This is a genomic window from Escherichia sp. MOD1-EC5950 (assembly GCF_002965345.1).
Taxonomy (GTDB): domain Bacteria; phylum Pseudomonadota; class Gammaproteobacteria; order Enterobacterales; family Enterobacteriaceae; genus Escherichia; species Escherichia marmotae.
Genome location: NZ_PTSR01000028.1, coordinates 23,773 through 41,217 on the forward strand (window position 1 = coordinate 23,773; position 17,445 = coordinate 41,217).

Consider the following 17,445-nt stretch of genomic DNA (forward strand, 5'->3'; position numbering starts at 1 on the left):
GTGCTACATTGACGACAGAATCCCTTTATGGAGTAACCACGCGTTATGATACGTTTCGCCGTGATTGGCACGAACTGGATCACCCGCCAGTTCGTCGAGGCCGCCCATGAGAGCGGCAAATACAAGCTAACCGCCGTCTATTCCCGCAGCCTTGAACAGGCCCAGCACTTCGCCAATGATTTTTCTGTCGAGCATCTGTTCACTTCGCTGGAAGCGATGGCGGAAAGCGATGCCATTGACGCGGTGTATATTGCCAGCCCGAATGCCCTGCATTTTTCCCAGACGCAGCTTTTCCTCAGTCACAAAATGCATGTAATTTGCGAGAAACCGCTGGCGTCGAATCTGGCGGAAGTGGATGCCGCCATTGCCTGCGCGCGGGAAAATCAGGTGGTGCTGTTTGAAGCATTTAAAACGGCCAGCCTGCCTAACTTTCATTTGTTACGCCAGGCGCTGCCGAAAGTCGGCAAATTGCGTAAAGTCTTTTTTAACTACTGCCAGTACTCTTCGCGTTATCAACGTTATCTCGACGGCGAGAATCCCAATACCTTTAATCCGGCGTTCTCTAACGGCTCGATCATGGATATCGGCTTTTACTGCCTGGCGTCGGCAGTGGCGTTATTTGGTGAGCCGAAAAGCGTGCAGGCAACCGCCAGTTTGCTGGCAAGCGGCGTGGATGCCCACGGCGTGGTGGTGATGGATTACGGTGATTTCAGCGTTACGTTGCAGCACTCCAAAGTCAGCGATTCTGTACTGGCAAGCGAGATTCAGGGCGAAGCGGGATCACTGGTAATTGAAAAACTTTCCGAGTGCCAGAAAGTCTGTTTTGTACCGCGTGGCAGCCAGATGCAGGATCTCACCTTGCCGCAGCATATTAATACCATGCTCTACGAAGCAGAGCTGTTCGCCACTCTGGTGGATGAGCATCTGGTAGATCATCCGGGTCTGGCAGTCAGTCGTATCACCGCCAAACTGCTGACCGAGATCCGCCGCCAGACCGGGGTGATTTTTCCGGCAGATAGCGTAAAGCAATAATTGTTACCGTAAAGCAGTGTAAAAGGCATGTAACAGACCATTGACTGGATGAATGGTCTGTCATACTTTGTTACCTGCAAAGGGGAGTAACTTCATTGCCGGTCGATCGTCATTACGATGTGTGAAAAACCACATCCGGTCACCGGGCAACCCGAAAGGAATACGCAGACGTATTCCTTTTTTGTTGTAAGTGAGACCTTGCCGGAAGGCGAGGTCTATGCATAAAAAGCAGCGGCTGACGTCTTCCGACGTTGGCCGTTTTTTTATGTGTAAGGAACTTCTATGAATACTGTCGGCACGCCGTTGTTATGGGGCGGATTCGCTGTCGTTGTCGCTGTTATGCTGGCTATCGACCTGTTGTTGCAGGGGCGTCGGGGTGCGCACGCTATGACCATGAAACAGGCTGCAGCCTGGTCACTGGTTTGGGTGACGCTGTCGTTACTGTTTAACGCCGCTTTCTGGTGGTATCTGGCGCAGACACAGGGACGCGAAGTCGCGGACCCGCAGGCGCTGGCCTTCCTCACTGGTTATCTGATTGAGAAATCTCTGGCGGTTGATAACGTCTTTGTCTGGCTGATGTTGTTCAGCTATTTCTCTGTTCCGGCGGCATTACAACGCCGCGTGCTGGTGTATGGCGTGCTCGGGGCGATTGTCCTGCGTACTATCATGATCTTCACCGGTAGCTGGCTGATTTCGCAGTTCGACTGGATCCTGTATATCTTTGGCGCATTCCTGCTGTTTACTGGCGTGAAGATGGCATTGGCCCATGAAGACGAATCAGGGATTGGCGACAAGCCGCTGGTACGCTGGCTGCGGGGTCATTTGCGCATGACCGACACCATCGACAACGAGCACTTCTTTGTGCGTAAGAATGGCTTGCTGTATGCCACGCCGCTGATGCTGGTGTTGATTCTGGTGGAGTTAAGCGACGTGATTTTCGCCGTGGATAGCATTCCGGCAATCTTCGCCGTCACCACCGATCCGTTCATTGTGCTGACCTCAAACCTGTTTGCGATACTCGGCCTGCGTGCGATGTATTTCCTGCTGGCGGGCGTGGCGGAGCGTTTCTCGATGCTCAAATATGGCCTGGCGGTGATTCTGGTGTTTATTGGTATCAAGATGCTGATTGTCGATTTCTACCATATTCCGATCGCCGTCTCGCTGGGCGTGGTGTTTGGCATTCTGGTGACGACGTTTATTATCAACGCGTGGGTGAATTATCAGCATGATAAGCAGCGGGTAGAGTAATTCGCTGTATATTAAGCCATTACTGGAGATAACTCATTCCAGACAAAGATGAGCTATTAATTATGTAATCGACTTATAGCTCGTTACAAAAAGACCGCATGGATGCGCGGCGAGGGCGTGTTTTACAGGGATGTTACCTCGCGCCCGTACCCGATAGCCGCAAGGGATAAGCTGAGGGAACCGCGCGGCGGCGATTTTGTTCGCCAGAGCCCGGGGTGCAGGGGGCAGCGGCGATTGGCCGCCCCCTGCGCCAGTGACTTTATATGGCATTGCACATTAAAGGAGCGCAACCGTTCTCATACTCCAAATAGTTTTGCCCATATGTTATCTAATCAGCCTTAGTAGTCAGTCCTTCCCTCTGTTTATGTCAAATAAATGTAACAATTAAGTTGCAAAATATGACCTCTCTTTAAAATCCAGTATTTTTAGCTTCCCGAACCCACAACTTTCCTTATACTCAACCTTGCAAATACTTTGTTACATCCTGAAAGATGCGTCGACAGAACGCACCAGGGATGTGCGACAACACAACGAAAGGATCGAAAAATGACTACGCAACGTTCACCGGGGATATTCCGGCGTCTGGCTCATGGCAGCCTGGTAAAACAAATCCTGGTCGGCCTTGTTCTGGGGATTCTCCTGGCATGGATCTCAAAACCGGCGGCTGAAGCTGTCGGCCTGTTAGGCACCCTGTTCGTCGGCGCGCTGAAAGCTGTAGCGCCAATCCTGGTGCTGATGCTGGTAATGGCTTCCATCGCTAACCACCAGCACGGACAAAAAACCAATATCCGCCCTATTCTGTTTCTCTATTTGCTGGGTACTTTCTCCGCTGCACTGGCCGCAGTTGTCTTCAGCTTCGCCTTCCCTTCTACTCTGCATTTATCCAGCAGTGCGGGGGATATTACCCCCCCGTCAGGCATTATTGAGGTCATGCGCGGGTTGCTGATGAGTATGGTTTCCAACCCTATCGACGCCCTGCTAAAAGGTAATTACATCGGGATTCTGGTGTGGGCGATTGGCCTCGGTTTTGCCCTGCGTCATGGTAACGAGACCACCAAAAACCTGGTCAACGATATGTCGAATGCCGTCACCTTTATGGTGAAGCTGGTGATTCGCTTCGCGCCGATCGGTATTTTTGGCCTGGTTTCTTCTACGCTGGCAACCACAGGGTTCGACACGTTGTGGGGTTATGCGCAACTGCTCGCGGTGCTGGTTGGCTGTATGCTGTTGGTGGCGCTGGTGGTTAATCCACTGCTGGTATGGTGGAAAATTCGTCGTAATCCGTTCCCGCTGGTACTGCTGTGCCTACGTGAAAGCGGCGTGTACGCCTTCTTCACCCGTAGCTCTGCGGCGAATATTCCGGTGAATATGGCGCTGTGCGAAAAGCTGAATCTGGATCGTGATACCTATTCCGTTTCTATTCCGCTGGGAGCAACCATCAATATGGCGGGCGCGGCGATCACCATTACGGTGTTGACGCTGGCAGCGGTCAATACGCTGGGTATTCCGGTGGATCTGCCCACGGCGCTGCTGTTGAGCGTGGTTGCTTCTTTATGTGCCTGTGGCGCATCAGGCGTAGCAGGTGGTTCTCTGCTGCTGATCCCGCTGGCCTGTAATATGTTCGGAATCCCAAACGACATCGCCATGCAGGTGGTCGCCGTCGGCTTTATTATCGGCGTATTGCAGGACTCCTGCGAAACCGCGCTGAACTCGTCAACTGACGTGCTGTTCACCGCGGCAGCATGCCAGGCAGAAGATGAGCGTCTGGCAAATAGCGCCCTGCGTAATTAATGCTTAACCCCTTTCGTCTACGGCGGAAGGGGTTTTCTCTACTTTAAACGGATCAATTCCCCTTTTCTGCATCCGCCAGAAACGAATGATATTCAGGCCATTCATCAACAGAAAACTGCCTTCAATCATCGTGCCACCAATCGACCCGGCCCAAAAGTTGTGAATCACCCAGCAACACGTTGAAAACCACATCACGCAGCGCATAGTCAGCCCTTTACAGCGAAACAGCGCCCAGGTACTGACGATCGTGCCAATAACCGGCAGCAATTCAACAGGATGATGGAACTTCGCCAGGCCAATTCCGCCAGTGAGCACAATGAAGATTGTCATCACCCATAAGCTGCGCGTGCGTAGGGTAATCAGTGTACGGATGGCGTTAAGGATGGCACTGGCACCGGCAGGATAGGTGCCCAGGAGAAAGAAATGCACGCCGATAACGGCGCTATAGACCGAAAGCTGCTTTTTGAAGCGACGTTCGTCACGGTTGAAAAATGTTGTGATACCAATCAGAAAGGCGATGACACCCACGCCCTGGGCCAGCCAATACGCGGTCATGATAAATCCTTAGCAGGTATGGAAAAGCAAACGGCGCTTCACATTATGAAACGCCGTTTTTTATTAACAACTCATTTCGATCTTATAACGTTACGCCGCTTTTAAAGATCGCCAGTTCGCGGAAGTCGTTACGCTCGTTGCAAGTTTGCTTACCGTTGGCAAACTCAACGATGGTGTCGATAAACTCTTCCAGCAACTGCGGCATCGCTTTACCGTGGATCAACTGACCCGCGTCAAAGTCGATCCAGTGTTTTTTCTTCGCCGCCAGTTCGCTGTTGGTGGCGATTTTCACTGTTGGAACAAAACCACCATACGGCGTACCGCGACCAGTACTGAACAACACCATATGGCAGCCTGCGCCCGCCAGTGCGCTGGTTGCCACGGCATCGTTACCCGGCGCGCTTAACAGGTTCAGTCCCGGCGTTTTCAGACGTTCGCCGTAACGCAACACATCAACCACTTCACTGGAACCCGCTTTCTGAGTACAACCAAGTGATTTGTCTTCCAGCGTGGTAATACCGCCTGCTTTGTTCCCCGGTGATGGGTTTTCGTAGATCGGCTGGTCATGGGCAATAAAGTACTGTTTGAAGTCGTTAACCATAGTGACCAGTTTTTCAAACGTCGCTTCATCGCGGCAATGACTCATCAGCAACTGTTCTGCACCGAACATCTCCGGCACTTCTGTCAGTACGGTAGTACCGCCATTAGCAATCACGTAGTCAGAAAAACGCCCCAGCATCGGGTTAGCGGTAATACCAGAAAGACCGTCGGAACCGCCGCACTCCAGACCAAACTTCAGTTCACTGAGTTTGCCCGGCTCGCGCTTGTCGTTGCGCATCACGTTATACAACTGATGCAGATGTTCGATCCCGGCTTCGATTTCATCGTCCTGCTGCTGGCAGATCATGAAATGAACGCGTTCAGGATCAATATCCCCCAGCGTTTCGCGGAAAGCATCAACCTGGTTGTTTTCACACCCCAGACCAATCACCAGTACTGCGCCCGCATTCGGATGGCGCACCATGTTTTGCAGCATAGTACGAGTATTGATGTGATCGTCGCCCAACTGCGAGCAGCCGTAGGTGTGGCTGAAGAGGAACACACCATCAGTCCCTTCGGCGTTGTTAGTCTCTTTCAGGAAACGATTCTGGATCTGCCGCGCGATGCCATTGACACAGCCAACGGTCGGCAAGATCCACAACTCATTACGCACCCCGACATCGCCGTTAGCGCGACGATAGATCTGCACTTCACGATCTGCCGCTTGTGCTGGCAGATCGTGAAAATCAGGTTGATAGCGATACTGATCCAGATCGCTCAGATTCGTGCGCGTATTGTGGGCGTGAACGTGTTCCCCCGCCGCAATATCCGCCAATGCATAACCAATCGGCAGACCATATTTAATGACGTTGGCTCCTTTTGCGATATCCGTTAACGCAAATTTATGTCCACGAGCGACGTCCTGACGCAGCGTAACAGTCTGGCTATCGACACTGACTTCTGTGCCTTCAGCCAGATCCGCTAAAGCGACCGCGACGTTATCCAGCGCATGGATCTTGATGTATTGCATATCAACCCCAGACCTTAGTTCAGTTCAATGGCGAAGTAGTCACGCGCATTGTTAAAGCAAATATTTTTCACCATCTCGCCCAGCAGGTTGATGTCCGCCGGTGCTTCGCCTGCTTCCACCCAGCGACCGATCATCTGGCACAGAATGCGGCGGAAGTATTCGTGACGGGTGTATGACAGGAAACTACGGCTGTCAGTCAGCATACCGACAAAGCGGCTCAGCAGACCGAGCTGCGCCAGTTGGGTCATCTGACGTTCCATACCGTCTTTCTGGTCGTTAAACCACCAGCCGGAACCGAACTGCATTTTGCCCGGCATACCTTCGCCCTGGAAGTTACCGATCATGGTGCCCAGCACTTCGTTATCGCGCGGGTTCAGGCAGTAAAGAATGGTTTTTGGCAGCAGGTTTTCTTCGTTCTGTTTGCTCAGCAGCTTAGACAGTTCTTCCGCCATCGGACGGTCGTTGATGGAGTCGAAGCCTACATCCGGCCCCAGCAGTTTGAACTGACGCAGGTTGTTATTACGCAGTGCGCCAATGTGGTACTGCTGCACCCAACCGCGACGTGCGTATTCGGCACCAAGGAACACCAGTACCGCAGTTTTAAACTGTGCCACTTCGTGCTCACTCAGAGTTTCACCAGCCAGACGGCGTGCCAGGATGCTATCCAGTTCCGCTTCGTTCGCTTCGGCAAACATCACCACATCCAGCGCGTGGTCAGACACTTTACAACCGTGAGCGGCGAAGTGATCCAGACGTTTGGTCAGGGCGGTTTGCAGATCAGCAAAGCGGCGAATGTCGGTGTCGGAAACTTCGCCCAGCTTCGCCATATAGTCGTTAAAAGTCGCCTGTTCGATGTTGAAGGCTTTATCCGGACGCCAGCTCGGCAGCACTTTAATGGTGAAAGAACCGTCTTTGGCGATCTCTGCGTGATGTTCCAGAGAATCAATCGGATCGTCGGTGGTGCCAACCATTTTCACGTTCATCTGCTGCATGATGCCGCGCGCGGAGAAGTTATCCTGCGCCAGCAATTCGTTACATTCGTTCCAGATCTCATCGGCAGTCGACGGAGACAGCAGTTTACCGGTGATACCAAACGGACGGCGCAGTTCCAGATGCGTCCAGTGGTATAACGGGTTGCCGATAGTGTGTGGAACGGTCGCCGCCCACGCATCAAACTTCTCACGGTCAGAGGCATCACCTGTACACAAGCGTTCAGCCACGCCATTGGTACGCATTGCACGCCATTTGTAGTGATCACCTTTCAACCAGATGTCATACAAATTCTTAAAGCGATAATCTTCTGCGATCTGCTGCGGCGGCAAATGACAGTGGTAATCGAAAATCGGCTGGTCTTTTGCGTAGTCGTGATACAGGCGGCGGGCAAATTCAGTATCTAACAGGAAATCTTCAGTCATAAACGGAGTCATTTTCGTCTTCCTCTCAACGAGTGAGCTAGCTTGCTTATGGTGCGATGCTGACAAAGTTATCACACCAATTTCCAGAGCCAGAAGATATTTTCGTGAGTTAGATCAATAAACGTAATTAAAAAAATTACTCTCAAAGTGGTAAACACCGCCGCAAGCCGCGCCATTTCTGGCCTCGTCATTATCCAGTAATGTCCCTACAAATATTCGCACATTTGTGATGGCTCTCACCTTTTAAAGTTGTATGACAAGTTATCTTTCTGCCGTCGCAAATCATAAGTCGACGGAATGCAAATTGCTGATTCATTCATTTGTTAGATGAATCGGGTTGACCGGTACGGAAGCCGAATTAGCACGAAACTTTCATGGCAACGTTCGGGGCGTGCCGGTTTTTTTTCGGTTACCCGGTCGTAACTAACATCTTCAGCCTCTGGCGGGATGATGGCCGCGATTCCTGCGGATATAACAAAACGATGAGGTTTTACATGCGTAAAATTAAAGGGTTACGTTGGTACATGATCGCACTGGTGACGCTCGGCACCGTGCTTGGCTACCTGACGCGTAACACTGTAGCGGCGGCTGCGCCAACTCTGATGGAAGAGTTAAACATCTCCACCCAACAGTATTCCTACATCATCGCAGCCTATTCTGCTGCTTATACGATCATGCAACCGGTAGCGGGTTATGTACTGGATGTTCTGGGTACAAAAATCGGTTACGCGATGTTTGCCGTGTTGTGGGCAGTGTTCTGTGGCGCTACCGCGCTGGCGGGTAGCTGGGGCGGCCTGGCGATTGCTCGTGGTGCAGTAGGTGCTGCTGAAGCGGCAATGATCCCGGCGGGTCTGAAAGCCAGCTCCGAATGGTTCCCGGCGAAAGAGCGTTCCATCGCAGTAGGTTACTTTAACGTTGGTTCTTCAATTGGCGCGATGATTGCACCGCCGCTGGTAGTATGGGCAATCGTAATGCATAGCTGGCAGATGGCATTTATCATCTCTGGTGCATTGAGCTTTATCTGGGCGATGGCATGGCTGATTTTCTATAAGCATCCACGCGACCAGAAGCATCTGACCGATGAAGAACGCGACTACATTATTAATGGTCAGGAAGCCCAGCACCAGGTTGGCACGGCGAAAAAACTGTCCGTTGGTCAGATCCTGCGTAACCGTCAGTTCTGGGGTATCGCACTGCCGCGCTTCCTGGCGGAACCCGCCTGGGGTACTTTCAACGCGTGGATCCCGCTGTTCATGTTTAAAGTTTACGGCTTTAACCTGAAAGAGATCGCTATGTTTGCCTGGATGCCGATGCTGTTTGCTGACCTCGGTTGCATCCTCGGTGGTTACCTGCCGCCGCTGTTCCAGCGCTGGTTTGGTGTGAACCTGATCGTGTCCCGTAAGATGGTTGTAACGCTGGGTGCGGTACTGATGATTGGCCCGGGTATGATCGGTCTGTTCACCAACCCGTATGTAGCGATTATGCTGCTGTGTATCGGTGGTTTTGCTCACCAGGCACTGTCTGGCGCGCTGATTACGCTCTCTTCTGACGTGTTCGGTCGTAACGAAGTGGCAACGGCAAACGGTCTGACCGGGATGTCCGCATGGCTGGCAAGTACGCTGTTTGCGCTGGTTGTGGGTGCACTGGCTGACACCATCGGCTTCAGCCCGCTGTTCGCGGTACTGGCAGTGTTCGACCTGTTAGGCGCGCTGGTTATCTGGACGGTATTGCAGAACAAACCAGCGATTGAGGTGGCGCAGGAAACACATAACGATCCCGCACCGCAACATTAACGCAAAGTATAAGTTTTAGTTTCCCTTCGAAGCCGCCTTTTCAGGCGGCTTTTTCATCACTGCGAGTAGAGCAAATCTCGCAAAAGTGGTATAACAAATATAGTCTGCTGTATCATGCCTGGAGCGCATATGGAAATCTCTGAACCACGCCGTTTGTACCAACAACTTGCTGCTGACCTGAAAGAGCGCATCGAGCAGGGCGTCTATCTGGTGGGTGATAAATTACCCGCCGAACGTTTTATTGCCGATGAAAAAAACGTCAGCCGCACCGTGGTTCGTGAAGCCATCATCATGCTGGAAGTAGAAGGCTATGTAGAGGTGCGTAAAGGCTCAGGTATTCATGTGGTTTCCAACCAGCCTCGCCATCAGCAAGCGGCTGACGATAATATGGAATTTGCTAATTACGGTCCGTTTGAGTTGCTCCAGGCACGCCAGCTCATCGAAAGCAATATTGCTGAGTTTGCCGCTACCCAGGTCACTAAACAGGACATCATGAAACTGATGGCCATCCAGGAGCAGGCACGCGGCGAACAATGCTTCCGCGATTCCGAGTGGGACTTGCAGTTTCATATTCAGGTAGCCCTGGCAACGCAGAACTCGGCGCTGGCAGCCATCGTTGAGAAAATGTGGACCCAGCGTAGCCATAACCCGTACTGGAAAAAACTCCACGAACACATTGATTCTCGTACCGTCGATAACTGGTGCGATGACCACGATCAAATCCTTAAAGCGCTGATTCGCAAAGATCCCCATGCCGCTAAACTGGCAATGTGGCAGCATCTGGAAAACACTAAAATTATGTTATTTAACGAAACCAGTGATGATTTCGAATTCAATGCTGACCGTTACCTGTTTGCTGAAAACCCGGTTGTACATCTGGATACGGCTGCCAATAGCAATAAATAGCCCTCTCTTCTGACAGGCGCTGCCAGGTGCCTGTGCGCTTTATCAGTAAGCGAAAAGTATAAAGTGTCAGCCTGTGTAAATCCTCTCGCCACCCTCCCCTGCAATCAGCAAAATCAGACCCCACGGACATGTAATTTTGATAACGAACAACGTTGACCTTTGTTACAATTAGATTCAATTTGAATTTATGCTATTAAATGTTTTCTTATCTCACGTTTTAACAGGGAATAGTTCAGGCCGTGTTGGTGTCCCGACCCGCAATCCATACAAAAACAGTAATAACCTGGCGGGAGTGCATCATTTAAAACCGGCGTGGCGTTAACCGATTCACCAGGAATAATGAATGGAACTTTTGACCCAATTACTGCAAGCCCTGTGGGCGCAGGATTTTGAAACGCTGGCCAATCCATCGATGATTGGCATGTTGTATTTTGTCTTGTTTGTAATTTTGTTCCTTGAAAACGGCTTGCTTCCGGCAGCCTTTTTACCGGGCGACAGCTTACTGGTGTTGGTCGGTGTATTGATTGCTAAAGGCGCGATGGGGTATCCGCAAACGATTCTGTTACTGACCGTTGCCGCCAGCCTTGGCTGCTGGGTCAGTTACATACAGGGGCGATGGCTGGGCAATACCCGCACCGTGCAAAACTGGCTTTCCCATTTACCCGCGCACTATCACCAACGCGCACATCATCTTTTTCACAAACACGGTTTATCCGCGTTGCTGATTGGTCGCTTTATTGCGTTTGTCAGAACATTACTGCCGACTATTGCCGGGTTGTCAGGGCTGAATAATGCCCGTTTTCAGTTCTTCAACTGGATGAGCGGTCTGCTGTGGGTGTTGATCCTGACAACCTTAGGATACATGCTCGGCAAAACGCCGGTATTTTTGAAGTATGAGGATCAGCTCATGTCATGCCTGATGCTGCTCCCGGTGGTACTGCTGGTGTTTGGTCTGGCAGGTTCTTTGGTTGTGTTATGGAAAAAGAAATATGGAAATCGGGGGTAAGGGATGCAAATACCTCGCATGTCGCTTCGTCAGCTAGTCTGGTCCGGCGCTGCTTTACTGCTGGTCGGCACGCTGCTGCTGGCCTGGTCCGCGGTTCGTCAGCAAGATTCAACGCTGGCGATCCGTGCCGTTCATCAAGGCACGACGATGCCAGACGGTTTTTCCATCTGGCATCACCTTGACGCTCACGGCATTCCTTTCAAAAGCATCACTCCCAAGAATGACACTCTACTGATTACATTTGATTCCAGCGACCAGAGTGCCGCCGCAAAAGCTGTTCTCGACAGAACATTGCCTCATGGCTACATCATTGCACAGCAGGACAATAATAGTCAGGCTATGCAGTGGCTGACCCGGCTGCGAGATAACTCTCATCGCTTCGGATAACTTCCTGTTATCCGAAACATATCACTCACTTTGGTGATTTCACTGTTACTGTCTATGATTAATGAGGCGGTGGTTAACACTACCGCTTCGTTGTCTGGACAATCGTTCCTCTGTAATGGGTCCGAGTCACAATGGAAGGTTCAAGAATGAAATACCGCATCGCTTTAGCTGTTTCTCTTTTTGCTCTTAGTGTCAGTAGTTATGCCACTACTCTTTGTCAGGAAAAGGAGCAAAATATCCTTAAGGAGATCAGCTATGCTGAAAAACACCAAAACCAGAATCGTATCAACGGCCTGAACAAAGCCCTTAGAGAAGTACGGGCCAATTGTTCAGATAGCCAACTGCGCGCCGATCATCAGAAGAAAATCGCAAAGCAGAGAGATGAGGTAGCGGAACGCAAACATGATTTAGCCGAGGCCAAACAAAAAGGCGATGCGGATAAGATTGCCAAACGCGAACGGAAACTGGCAGAAGCGCAGGAAGAGCTGAAAAAGCTGGAAGCGCGCGCCTACTAATCCACAATAGTCACTACTTACTCACCTGGAGAAAACTATGTCGAAAGAACACACTACGGAACATCTGCGTGCTGAGTTGAAATCCCTGTCTGATACGCTGGAAGAAGTACTAAGCGCTTCAGGAGAGAAGTCGAAAGAAGAGTTGAGTAAGATTCGCAGCAAAGCGGAGCAGGCACTGAAACAGAGCCGTTACCGTCTGGGTGAAACCGGTGATGCAATTGCCAAACAGACCCGTGAAGCGGCAGCACGTGCCGATGAATACGTGCGTGAAAATCCGTGGACAGGCGTAGGCATTGGCGCTGCCGTCGGTGTAGTGTTGGGCGTTCTACTGTCTCGTCGTTAATTATGGCGGACACTCAGCACGCGCAAGGGCCCGGTAAAAGCGTTCTGGGCATCGGGCAGCGAATTGTCACTATCATGGTTGAAATGGTGGAGACACGTCTGCGGCTGGCGGTGGTTGAACTGGAAGAAGAAAAAGCCAATATCTTTCAGTTATTACTGATGCTGGGTCTGACGATGCTTTTTGCTGCATTTGGTCTTATGAGCCTGATGGTGCTGATTATCTGGGCGATTGATCCGCAATATCGCCTGAATGCAATGATTGCCACCACCGTGGTGTTGTTCCTTTTAGCGCTGATTGGCGGTATCTGGACATTACGCAAGTCGCGGAAATCGACCCTGTTGCGCCATACGCGCCATGAACTGGCGAACGATCGGCAACTGCTCGAGGAGGAGTCCCGTGAGCGGTAAAGTCGAACGTGAACGCCGCAAGGCACAGCTACTTAGCCAGATCCAGCAACAACGGCTGGATCTTTCCGCCAGTCGTCGTGACTGGCTGGAGGCAACAGGCGCTTACGATCGTCGCTGGAATATGCTGTTGAGTTTGCGCTCCTGGGCGCTGGTTGGCAGCAGCGTGATGGCTATCTGGACAATTCGCCATCCGAATATGCTGGTTCGCTGGGCCAGACGCGGTTTTGGCGTCTGGAGTGCCTGGCGTCTGGTTAAAAGTACGATTAATCAGCAGCAGCTTCGCGGTTAATTACCTCTCTGGCCGGAGTCATTCCGGCCTTATCCCTCAAATTTTTTGAAAATTTTTGACAGTTTTCCTTGCTAACAATCACCATTCACTACGTTTATGCTTCTCTCCATCGACAGCAACGACGCTAATACCGCGCTCTTGCAGAAAAAAACAATCAGCGGCCTGAGTGACGCAGTGGAGAGTAAGATGAAAAAATTAGAAGATGTTGGTGTACTGGTAGCGCGTATTTTAATGCCAATTCTGTTTATTAGCGCAGGTTGGGGGAAAATTACCGGTTATGCAGGCACGCAACAATACATGGAAGCGATGGGTGTCCCGGGCTTTATGCTGCCGCTGGTGATCCTGCTTGAGTTCGGTGGCGGCCTGGCAATCCTGTTCGGTTTCCTGACGCGTACCACCGCACTGTTTACCGCTGGCTTTACACTGTTGACGGCATTTTTATTTCACAGCAACTTTGCCGAAGGCATGAACTCGCTAATGTTTATGAAAAATATGACTATTTCTGGTGGATACCTGCTTCTGGCGATTACCGGTCCGGGCGCATATAGCATCGACCGCCTGCTGAATAAAAAGTGGTAAGCACAGGCTATACTTAACGATAAAAAACGAGGAGGAAGCTCCTCGTTTTTGCTATTGGAGGAAAAAAAATGGGTCAACTGATTGACGGTGTCTGGTATGACACCTGGTACGACACAAAATCCACCGGCGGTAAATTTCAACGTTCAGCTTCCGCATTTCGTAACTGGCTCACTGCCGATGGCGCGCCTGGGCCGACTGGCAAAGGTGGTTTTGTCGCAGAAAAAAACCGCTACCATCTCTATGTTTCACTCGCCTGCCCGTGGGCACACCGCACGCTGATTATGCGTAAACTCAAAGGTCTGGAACCGTTCATCTCTGTTTCCGTGGTGAACCCACTGATGCTGGAAAATGGCTGGACCTTTGATGACAGTTTTCCAGGTGCAACCGGCGACACGCTCTATCAACACGAGTTTCTGTATCAGCTTTACCTTCATGCCGATCCGCACTATAGCGGTCGTGTCACCGTTCCCGTGCTGTGGGACAAAAAGAATCACACCATCGTCAGCAACGAATCAGCGGAAATCATCCGCATGTTCAATACCGCTTTTGATGCGCTGGGTGCGAAAGCTGGTGATTACTACCCGCCTGCACTGCAAACGAAAATTGACGAACTCAATGACTGGATTTACGACACCGTTAACAATGGCGTCTATAAGGCCGGTTTCGCCACCAGCCAACAGGCCTATGACGAAGCAGTGGTAAAAGTATTTGAATCACTGGCGCGTCTGGAACAGCTCTTAGGGCAGCATCGCTTCCTGACAGGTAACCAGCTCACCGAAGCCGATATTCGCCTGTGGACCACATTGATCCGTTTTGATCCGGTGTATGTCACCCACTTCAAGTGCGATAAGCACCGCATCAGCGATTACCTGAACCTGTACGGCTTCCTGCGCGATATCTACCAGATGCCGGGGATTGCCGAAACTGTCAATTTCGATCATATCCGTAATCACTACTTCCGCAGCCATAAGACCATCAATCCCACCGGGATTATTTCGATTGGTCCGTGGCAGGATCTCGATGAACCACACGGGCGGGATGTTCGCTTCAGCTAAACAAAGGTACCCTTCACGATGCCTTATTAATTCATCAAGTTAATATTTACTGTCATTTCATTCATGTCTATTCTTAATTTGCTGCTTTAAAAACAAGTGATTGAGCAAAATTGAGGCAAAAATGGACTGGTATCTGAAAGTACTGAAAAATTATGTCGGTTTCCGGGGACGTGCGCGGCGCAAAGAGTACTGGATGTTTATTCTGGTCAACATCATCTTTACGTTCGTGCTGGGGCTGCTGGACAAAATGTTAGGCTGGCAACGCGCCGGTGGCGAGGGCATTCTGACGACCATCTATGGCATTCTGGTGTTTTTACCGTGGTGGGCGGTTCAGTTCCGTCGCCTGCACGACACCGACCGCTCGGCATGGTGGGTGCTACTGTTCTTAATCCCGGTTATCGGCTGGCTGATTATCATCGTGTTTAACTGCCAGGCGGGTACACCAGGTGAAAACCGGTTTGGGCCAGACCCAAAACTGGAACAAGAATAATAATTAAGCACCTTGCAAAAGGTGCTTAATGGATTATTTTGCCGTAAACAATTTAGGGATTTCTCGCAAACACCAGGATTTTGCCTCCCCCATACTGTCGCGACGCCAGGCCATAATAATATCGATTTCGCTGGTCGATTCCGGGCTGACTACACGCAACCGCCCTTCAGCAATATCTTTTTCGACCATCGGGTACGGCATGGTTGCCACGCCAAGCCCCGCCAGTAACGCCTGCCGTTTATCTTCAATGGTGCTGACCGTTAAGCGCGGCTGTTTGTCCAGCAACTGCACCGTCAATACCGGACGCTCACGGGCGGTATCTGCCACCGCGATCCCACGATATTTCACACGCGTAACCTCCGAAAGCGGCTCCGGCTCCTGATGAATCGGGTGATTCGGCGCGGCGACGTAGACATTCATTAAGGTATAGAGCTTGCGCGAGTTGATCTCCGACGAAGAACGAAAATGCATATCCGGCGCGATAACAATATCTGCCCGGCCCTGCTCCAGTCGCTCCCACGCCCCCGCCAGCACCTCGGTGATGATTGCCAGTTGGGTATTGGCTTTCGCCGCCAGTTTGTCGATTAGCGGGAAAAAGGCCGATGTCGGCACCAGCGCCTCGGTCACAATAGTGAGATGTGTTTCCCAACCGCGCGCGAGGGCTTCGGCATCAGTAGTCAGTTTATCTGCTGCCTCCAGCAGAACACGTCCCCGCTCCAGCAACATACGCCCGACATTGGTGAATTTTGTCCGATGCCCCGAGCGGTCAAACAGCACCACATCCAGCTCTTCTTCCAGTTTTTGCATGGTGTAGCTAAGCGCAGAAGGCACGCGTCCCAGCTCATCTGCTGCTGCCGCAAAACTGCCACGGCGATCAATAGCATCCATAACACGCAGTGCTTCCAGCGTTAATGCCCTTTCTTTGGCCATGTCGTTCTCATTCAGGAAATTTGAACATACCGGGCAGAATATCTGGCTAACAATGTAGCGTCCAGCCCCTTACCATAAAAGGAAGTAAAGAGAGGTCAAGAATTATGATTACTACCCGAACTGCCAGACAGTGTGGACAAGCAGACTACGGATGGTTGCAGGCCCGGTATACTTTTTCCTTTGGACACTACTTCGACCCTACATTGTTAGGCTATGCCTCCCTGCGTGTACTTAACCAGGAAGTGCTGACCCCAGGTGCCGCCTTCCAGCCGCGAACCTACCCAAAAGTCGATATTTTGAATGTGATTCTGGATGGAGAAGCAGAATACCGCGACAGTGAAGGCAATCATGTTCAAGCCAGCGCTGGTGAAGCCTTATTGCTTTCTACTCAGCCGGGCGTGAGTTATAGCGAACATAACATCAGCAAGGACAAATCGTTAACGCGGATGCAGCTTTGGTTGGACGCTTGTCCACAGCGGGAGAATCCGCTGATTCAAAAACTGGCGCTTAATATGGATAAGCAGCAATTAATCGCCTCGCCCGATGGCGCGAAGGGTAGCCTGCAACTGCGCCAGCAGGTGTGGCTGCATCATATCGTGCTCGATAAGAACGAAAGTGCGAGCTTTCAACTACACGGCCCGCGTGCCTATTTGCAATCGATTCACGGTCAGTTTCATGCGATTACGCACAACGAAGAGAAAGCGGCGCTGAGCTGCGGCGACGGGGCGTTTATTCGTGACGAGACTAACATTACGCTGGTTGCCGATTCCCCACTGCGCGCTTTGCTGATAGATTTACCCGTCTAGTTGTTTTTACAGGGAGAAGATGGTGAGTAAAAAATCGACGAAGAAACGTCAACAAGTGAAGTCCGTAGTGGCGAAAGAAGCCACCCGCGCTACTAAAAACTTTGGCTATGAAGAGATGTTGAGCGAGCTGGAAGCGATAGTCGCTGATGCTGAAACGCGGTTAGCCGAGGATGAAGCTACCGCGTAAAGACAGGTTGCCGGATGCGGCGTAAACGCCTTATCCGGCCTACAAAACCAACAAATTGCACAATCCGCAGGCCGGATAAGATGCGCCAGCATCGCATCCGGCACCGGGTACAAAACCCAACAAAACCAACAAATTGCACAA

At 51.2% G+C, this 17,445-nt stretch carries 21 protein-coding genes; 17 read left to right on the forward strand and 4 right to left on the reverse strand.

The window, feature by feature from the left end; genetic code table 11:
• Positions 1 to 45: 45 nt before the first annotated feature.
• The 3 genes from BEA93_RS20165 to sstT all read left to right on the forward strand — a co-directional run bounded on the left by BEA93_RS20165 (position 46) and on the right by sstT (position 4,071).
• Positions 46 to 1,032, forward strand: coding sequence for a Gfo/Idh/MocA family protein (locus tag BEA93_RS20165; protein WP_001517133.1), 987 nt, complete (start codon positions 46 to 48; stop codon positions 1,030 to 1,032).
• A gap of 282 nt (positions 1,033 to 1,314) precedes the next feature.
• Complete coding sequence (alx, locus tag BEA93_RS20170; RefSeq protein ID WP_001098824.1) at positions 1,315 to 2,280, forward strand: TerC family membrane protein Alx; 966 nt, start codon at positions 1,315 to 1,317, stop codon at positions 2,278 to 2,280.
• Between the two features lie 546 nt (positions 2,281 to 2,826).
• Positions 2,827 to 4,071 carry a serine/threonine transporter SstT gene (sstT, locus tag BEA93_RS20180; protein ID WP_000211634.1) on the forward strand — a complete coding sequence of 415 codons (1,245 nt, stop codon included), beginning with the start codon at positions 2,827 to 2,829 and terminating at the stop codon, positions 4,069 to 4,071.
• Positions 4,072 to 4,074: 3 nt separating this feature from the next.
• On the opposite strand, the gene BEA93_RS20185 is transcribed toward sstT, so the two are convergent.
• The 3 genes from BEA93_RS20185 to uxaC all read right to left on the reverse strand — a co-directional run bounded on the left by BEA93_RS20185 (position 4,075) and on the right by uxaC (position 7,623).
• A complete protein-coding gene (locus BEA93_RS20185) occupies positions 4,075 to 4,626 on the reverse strand; it encodes a YgjV family protein (RefSeq protein WP_001517134.1) in 552 nt (183 codons plus the stop codon).
• An 82-nt stretch (positions 4,627 to 4,708) separates the two neighbouring features.
• Positions 4,709 to 6,196, reverse strand: coding sequence for an altronate dehydratase (gene uxaA, locus BEA93_RS20190; RefSeq protein WP_001199399.1), 1,488 nt, complete (start codon positions 6,194 to 6,196; stop codon positions 4,709 to 4,711).
• 14 nt (positions 6,197 to 6,210) lie between these two features.
• Positions 6,211 to 7,623 (reverse strand): glucuronate isomerase, encoded by a 1,413-nt coding sequence (uxaC, locus tag BEA93_RS20195; RefSeq protein ID WP_000187442.1) that lies wholly within the window; start codon positions 7,621 to 7,623, stop codon positions 6,211 to 6,213.
• A gap of 482 nt (positions 7,624 to 8,105) precedes the next feature.
• Here uxaC and exuT point away from each other — a divergent pair, with 482 nt between their 5' ends.
• The 12 genes from exuT to BEA93_RS20250 all read left to right on the forward strand — a co-directional run bounded on the left by exuT (position 8,106) and on the right by BEA93_RS20250 (position 15,381).
• Positions 8,106 to 9,404, forward strand: coding sequence for a hexuronate transporter ExuT (exuT, locus tag BEA93_RS20200; RefSeq protein WP_001517135.1), 1,299 nt, complete (start codon positions 8,106 to 8,108; stop codon positions 9,402 to 9,404).
• Between the two features lie 129 nt (positions 9,405 to 9,533).
• Complete coding sequence (gene exuR / locus BEA93_RS20205) at positions 9,534 to 10,310, forward strand: transcriptional regulator ExuR (protein WP_000406032.1); 777 nt, start codon at positions 9,534 to 9,536, stop codon at positions 10,308 to 10,310.
• A gap of 187 nt (positions 10,311 to 10,497) precedes the next feature.
• Entirely contained in the window at positions 10,498 to 10,632 is a 135-nt protein-coding gene (locus BEA93_RS26390; RefSeq protein WP_420842026.1) for a hypothetical protein, read from the forward strand.
• Positions 10,633 to 10,653: 21 nt separating this feature from the next.
• The gene (gene yqjA / locus BEA93_RS20210) at positions 10,654 to 11,316 is read left to right on the forward strand and encodes a DedA family general envelope maintenance protein YqjA (RefSeq protein ID WP_000422149.1); all 663 of its coding nucleotides are present in this window, start codon (positions 10,654 to 10,656) and stop codon (positions 11,314 to 11,316) included.
• A gap of 3 nt (positions 11,317 to 11,319) precedes the next feature.
• The gene (mzrA, locus tag BEA93_RS20215) at positions 11,320 to 11,703 is read left to right on the forward strand and encodes an EnvZ/OmpR regulon moderator MzrA (RefSeq protein WP_001166776.1); all 384 of its coding nucleotides are present in this window, start codon (positions 11,320 to 11,322) and stop codon (positions 11,701 to 11,703) included.
• Between the two features lie 146 nt (positions 11,704 to 11,849).
• Positions 11,850 to 12,218: a DUF1090 family protein YqjC gene (gene yqjC / locus BEA93_RS20220; RefSeq protein WP_010379140.1), complete on the forward strand. Its 369-nt coding sequence runs from the start codon at positions 11,850 to 11,852 to the stop codon at positions 12,216 to 12,218.
• 37 nt (positions 12,219 to 12,255) lie between these two features.
• Positions 12,256 to 12,561: a DUF883 family protein gene (locus BEA93_RS20225; protein ID WP_000031410.1), complete on the forward strand. Its 306-nt coding sequence runs from the start codon at positions 12,256 to 12,258 to the stop codon at positions 12,559 to 12,561.
• 2 nt (positions 12,562 to 12,563) lie between these two features.
• Positions 12,564 to 12,968 (forward strand): phage holin family protein, encoded by a 405-nt coding sequence (locus BEA93_RS20230; RefSeq protein ID WP_001517136.1) that lies wholly within the window; start codon positions 12,564 to 12,566, stop codon positions 12,966 to 12,968.
• Positions 12,958 to 13,257: a YqjK-like family protein gene (locus BEA93_RS20235; protein ID WP_000015590.1), complete on the forward strand. Its 300-nt coding sequence runs from the start codon at positions 12,958 to 12,960 to the stop codon at positions 13,255 to 13,257. Before BEA93_RS20230 ends, BEA93_RS20235 begins: the two co-directional genes overlap by 11 nt.
• A 186-nt stretch (positions 13,258 to 13,443) precedes the next feature.
• Entirely contained in the window at positions 13,444 to 13,836 is a 393-nt protein-coding gene (locus BEA93_RS20240; protein ID WP_000732229.1) for a DoxX family protein, read from the forward strand.
• Positions 13,837 to 13,904: 68 nt separating this feature from the next.
• Positions 13,905 to 14,891, forward strand: coding sequence for a glutathionyl-hydroquinone reductase YqjG (gene yqjG, locus BEA93_RS20245; RefSeq protein ID WP_105224985.1), 987 nt, complete (start codon positions 13,905 to 13,907; stop codon positions 14,889 to 14,891).
• Positions 14,892 to 15,012: 121 nt separating this feature from the next.
• Positions 15,013 to 15,381 carry a DUF805 domain-containing protein gene (locus BEA93_RS20250; RefSeq protein ID WP_000384147.1) on the forward strand — a complete coding sequence of 123 codons (369 nt, stop codon included), beginning with the start codon at positions 15,013 to 15,015 and terminating at the stop codon, positions 15,379 to 15,381.
• A 33-nt stretch (positions 15,382 to 15,414) separates the two neighbouring features.
• Here the strand turns inward: BEA93_RS20250 and yhaJ are convergent, their stop codons facing one another.
• Positions 15,415 to 16,311 (reverse strand): DNA-binding transcriptional regulator YhaJ, encoded by an 897-nt coding sequence (yhaJ, locus tag BEA93_RS20255; RefSeq protein WP_001041020.1) that lies wholly within the window; start codon positions 16,309 to 16,311, stop codon positions 15,415 to 15,417.
• A gap of 104 nt (positions 16,312 to 16,415) precedes the next feature.
• On the opposite strand from yhaJ, the gene BEA93_RS20260 reads away from it, so the two are divergent.
• Together BEA93_RS20260 and yhaL are read left to right on the forward strand one after the other, a co-directional pair.
• Positions 16,416 to 17,117 (forward strand): pirin family protein, encoded by a 702-nt coding sequence (locus tag BEA93_RS20260; RefSeq protein ID WP_000633605.1) that lies wholly within the window; start codon positions 16,416 to 16,418, stop codon positions 17,115 to 17,117.
• Positions 17,118 to 17,139: 22 nt separating this feature from the next.
• Complete coding sequence (yhaL, locus tag BEA93_RS20265) at positions 17,140 to 17,304, forward strand: protein YhaL (RefSeq protein ID WP_010379152.1); 165 nt, start codon at positions 17,140 to 17,142, stop codon at positions 17,302 to 17,304.
• The last annotated feature ends 141 nt before the right edge of the window (positions 17,305 to 17,445 follow it).